Below are 3,558 nucleotides of genomic sequence, written 5' to 3'. Positions count from 1 at the left end.
TGAGCGTTCACATTGGTCCGGAAATGGTGTTCACGTTGAATCGGAATTGGTGTTCATGATCGGCCGGAATATGCACCGTGCCCGGCTGATGGCTATCACCCCGGTGGACGAGGTGTGGGGCATAGGGCGGCGCTTGGGGGCCAAGTTGGTGGCACAAGGCATCAACACCGTGGCCGACTTGGTGGCTAGCGATGCCAAAGGGTTACGCGCCCAATACGGCGTGGTGGTCGAGCGGATCGTACAGGAGCTGCGTGGCCTGCCTTGCGCAGAGCTGACCGTTGAACCGGCTGCTGAAGCGGTTACGCGAACACAAGGACGAATTATTGCTGGTGCTGAAGCGGCCGGAGGTGCCGTTGCACACCAATGGTAGCGAGCGGGACATCCGGGGTCATGTGAAGAAGCGAAAGGTGAGCGGAAGCACCCGCAGCGAGGAAGGGAGACGTTGCCGGGATACATTTATGAGTCTGAAAAATACCTGCAGAAAGTTGGGTATGTCGTTCTGGAAATATCTGCAGGAGAGGATAAATGGTGGTCCATTTGTGCCGCTAGCTGAACTGATCAACCAGCGGCAAAAGGAGCCCATCGCCACGACTTAATGAGAAGTTACTTGATTATTTTGTATCTATCTGATTTCATTGGGTTTCCTGCCGCCATTCGGCGGCAGGAACTGGATACAGCACACCACGCTTACAACTGGAACTGGGCAACCCGTCCCTGCAGCTGTTCGGCCAACTGGCTCAGGGAGAGGCAGGCGGAGGCCGTCTGCTCGGCGCCACTGGCCACCTCGTTGGCCGCCTCATGGATCACCGCTATGTTGCGGTTCAGATCCTCGGTCACCGAGTTCTGCTCCTCGGTGGCGGTGGCAATCTGGGTGTTCATGTCCGAGATCAGCGCCACCGATTCGGTGACCTTGTGGATTATGGAGCCCACATCCGAGGTACTGTTCACCGTGGTGTCCATCAACTGACGGCTATGATCCATATTCTCCACCGTCTCGCGGGCCCGGCTCTGCAGCAGATCTATGATGCGGTTGATCTCGCTGGTAGAGTCCTGGGTTCGCTTGGCCAGGGTGCGCACCTCGTCGGCCACCACGGCAAAACCCCGACCATGCTCACCGGCCCGTGCCGCCTCGATGGCGGCATTGAGCGCCAGCAGGTTGGTCTGATCGGCGATGGAGCGGATCACCTCCAGCACCACACCGATGCTCTGGCTATCCTGCTGCAGATGATCCACCACCTGCCCGGCCTGCTCCAGCTTCTGCGCCACCACACCGGTATCCTTGATGGCCAACTGCACGGCATGCAACCCCGCCGAGGAGTCCCCCGCCGCCGTACTGGCCGAGTTGGCCGCCTCGTTGCAGTTGCGCGACACCTCCTGCACCGTGGATTGCAACTCGTTGACGGCGGCGGCAAACTGATCGATCTCTTGGAGCTGCTGGGCAACCCCCTGAGAGGATTGGGTAGCGATGGCATTGACCTCCTCCACCGCCGTTCCCAATTGGTGAACGGCAGCGGCCACATCGGTAATCAGGGTCCGCAGATGGGTATGCATGCTGCCAAAGGCCGAGGCCAGCTGACCCAGTTCGTCGCGAGCAAAGCAGCGCGGATCCAGCGTGCCGCTCAAATCGCCTCTGGAGACCCGATTGGCCTGCTCCACCAGGTGCGCCAGCGGCTTTCTGATCTGGCCGGAGAGCCAGTAGGCCAGCCCAAACACCAGCAACGCCGCCGCCAGTAGCGTACCGACGATCCAGCGCTTGGCCTGTTCATTGGCACGGTCAAACTGGGCCTCCATGGCACTAGCCTGCTGCTGGCTCAGTTCCATCAGCTTGCCAACCAGGGAGGTAAGCCCATAGTAGAGCGCAACGGATGCCACCGACTTCTGGGCCGCCACCTCGGTCTGCCCTTCTCGCTTCAGGCTCATGATCTCCTGGTGCAGGGGCAGATAAGCCTGCCACTTGTTGCGCAACTCCTCGAACAGCGTCCGCTGCTCCGGGGTGCGCAAATCACTCTCATAATCCGCCAGGCTCTGCTGCACCCGGGTCACCGTCTCGGCCACCAACTGCTCCTCCTGAGGTAGATTGGCCCCATTGCCCAGCAACATGAAGCGCAGCTCCAAGCGCCGGACATCATCCAGGTTTTGCTTGAGTGCCGCACTATCGAGCATTTCCGGTATGATTTGGGTACTGATGATATGAAACTTCTCTTCGGCACCGCTTAGGAAGGATGTGAACTAGAACACTAGGCAAACCGCTGGCCATCCCCGGCCCCGGCCCGGCGGCGAACCTCCCAGGCGAAACACCAGCCCCCCGGCGCTCAATGTCGCACCAAGGCATTGAGGGGTGACCGGCGACTCCCGCACCAGGCAAACCGCTGGCCATCCCCGGCACCGGCCCGGCGGCGAACCTTCCAGGCTAAAAGAACAAGGGTGGGGAAACACGGAACCGCTTGCTCAGTGCTTCAATGTGTTGCTTAATTCAGCTTCTTCCCGTCTGCGGCGTTCAAGAGCTTGCTGACATTCGATTTAGGGGAGCCCGCAGAATTCGGAAAAAATCGTACGCTAAGGTTTTCCGGGCATCCGTAGGGGCCGAAACTTCCCGTCTTCCAGTCTGCGGCTCTGCCGCCAGACGTAATCGCCGGTTAGGTTGATGTGCTCCCAGCCCAGAGGCGACAGGAATTGCAGCAGCTCGCCGTCCACCGGCTTGCCGGCCTCGACCAACCCCTGGGTGGCGCGCTCCAGGTACACCGTGTTCCACAGCACGATAGCCGCCGTCACCAGGTTGAGGCCGCTGGCCCGGTAGCGCTGCTGCTCACGGATCAGCGCACGCTCGAACTCGGCGAAGGCCCCCATCACCGACAGCATCAGGTTGGCCATCGGCGAGTCCTCGCCGGTGAATACCAGCCCCTCCTTCAAGAACTCGATGCGTACGCCGCGCTGGGTCAGCTTCTGTACAAGGCGGCGCAGGTCGTCGAGGTTGCGGGCCAGACGATCCATGCTGTGCACCACCACGGTGTCGCCCTCGCGGACGAAGCTCAGTAGCGCTTCGAGCTGGGGGCGCTGGGTGTCCTTGCCCGAGGCTTTGTCGGTGAACACCTTGCTCACCTGGGTCTGTTCCAGCTGGCGTTCCGGGTTCTGGTCGAAGCTGCTGACCCGGACGTAGCCGATGCGGTGCCCCTGCACGATGTCTCCTTGGTTGAAGGCGGCTTAAGTGCTCCTTCTGTTCCGTTGTGCCTCAAACCCCGTTTCTGTCAGGCTGAAATCTATGACCTTCGCGGGCATGTGTCAAAAAATGCGAAAGATGACTCTATTCTGACGAAGCGGCGCGGCCTTGCCTGACATCCAGTTAGGGTATAACCTAGATTTACATGCGCAATGCAACCCTTAACTTGCTGCACCTATCGTGTCCATGCTAGCTTTATCGTAACGCTAAAGAAATTGGGCTTAATGCCGAACACAATAAAATAAAACAGCCAACTCTTGAGGCTCTTATGCGCCAGAATTTACCAGTGACGGGTCGAAACTTAGAACTCCCAAAAGATGCCAATATTCTTTCGACTACCT

2 protein-coding genes and 4 pseudogenes are annotated in these 3,558 nt (G+C 59.4%); 3 read left to right on the top strand and 3 right to left on the bottom strand.

The window, feature by feature from the left end:
- Positions 1-70: 70 nt before the first annotated feature.
- The 3 genes and pseudogenes from PG888_RS23195 to PG888_RS22520 all read left to right on the top strand — a co-directional run.
- Positions 71-295: pseudogene (locus PG888_RS23195) on the top strand (protein UmuC); the annotation flags it as partial.
- A 34-nt stretch (positions 296-329) separates the two neighbouring features.
- Positions 330-377 (top strand): annotated as a pseudogene (locus tag PG888_RS23270) (hypothetical protein); the annotation flags it as partial.
- 81 nt (positions 378-458) lie between these two features.
- The gene (locus PG888_RS22520; RefSeq protein WP_259584249.1) at positions 459-596 is read left to right on the top strand and encodes a hypothetical protein; all 138 of its coding nucleotides are present in this window, start codon (positions 459-461) and stop codon (positions 594-596) included.
- 91 nt (positions 597-687) lie between these two features.
- Here PG888_RS22520 and PG888_RS22515 read toward each other — a convergent pair whose 3' ends face one another.
- From PG888_RS22515 to PG888_RS22505, 3 genes and pseudogenes are all read right to left on the bottom strand, one after another.
- Positions 688-2,163 carry a HAMP domain-containing methyl-accepting chemotaxis protein gene (locus tag PG888_RS22515; protein ID WP_259584250.1) on the bottom strand — a complete coding sequence of 492 codons (1,476 nt, stop codon included), beginning with the start codon at positions 2,161-2,163 and terminating at the stop codon, positions 688-690.
- 393 nt (positions 2,164-2,556) lie between these two features.
- Positions 2,557-2,808: pseudogene (locus PG888_RS22510) on the bottom strand (Tn3 family transposase); the annotation flags it as partial.
- Positions 2,809-3,177, bottom strand: a pseudogene (locus tag PG888_RS22505) (recombinase family protein); the annotation flags it as partial.
- Positions 3,178-3,558 lie beyond the last annotated feature (381 nt).

It is taken from the genome of Aeromonas sp. QDB23, from assembly GCF_027707745.1.
Taxonomy (GTDB): domain Bacteria; phylum Pseudomonadota; class Gammaproteobacteria; order Enterobacterales; family Aeromonadaceae; genus Aeromonas; species Aeromonas allosaccharophila.
Note: the sequence above shows the minus strand (reverse complement) of the source record. Positions and strands in the feature narration are given on the sequence as shown.

Coding starts and splice junctions, on each gene's coding strand:
- PG888_RS22520 (WP_259584249.1), top strand. CDS start 459: ATGAGTCTGAAAAATACCTGCAGAAAGTTGGGTATGTCGTTCTGGAAA.
- PG888_RS22515 (WP_259584250.1), bottom strand. CDS start 2,163: ATGCTCGATAGTGCGGCACTCAAGCAAAACCTGGATGATGTCCGGCGC.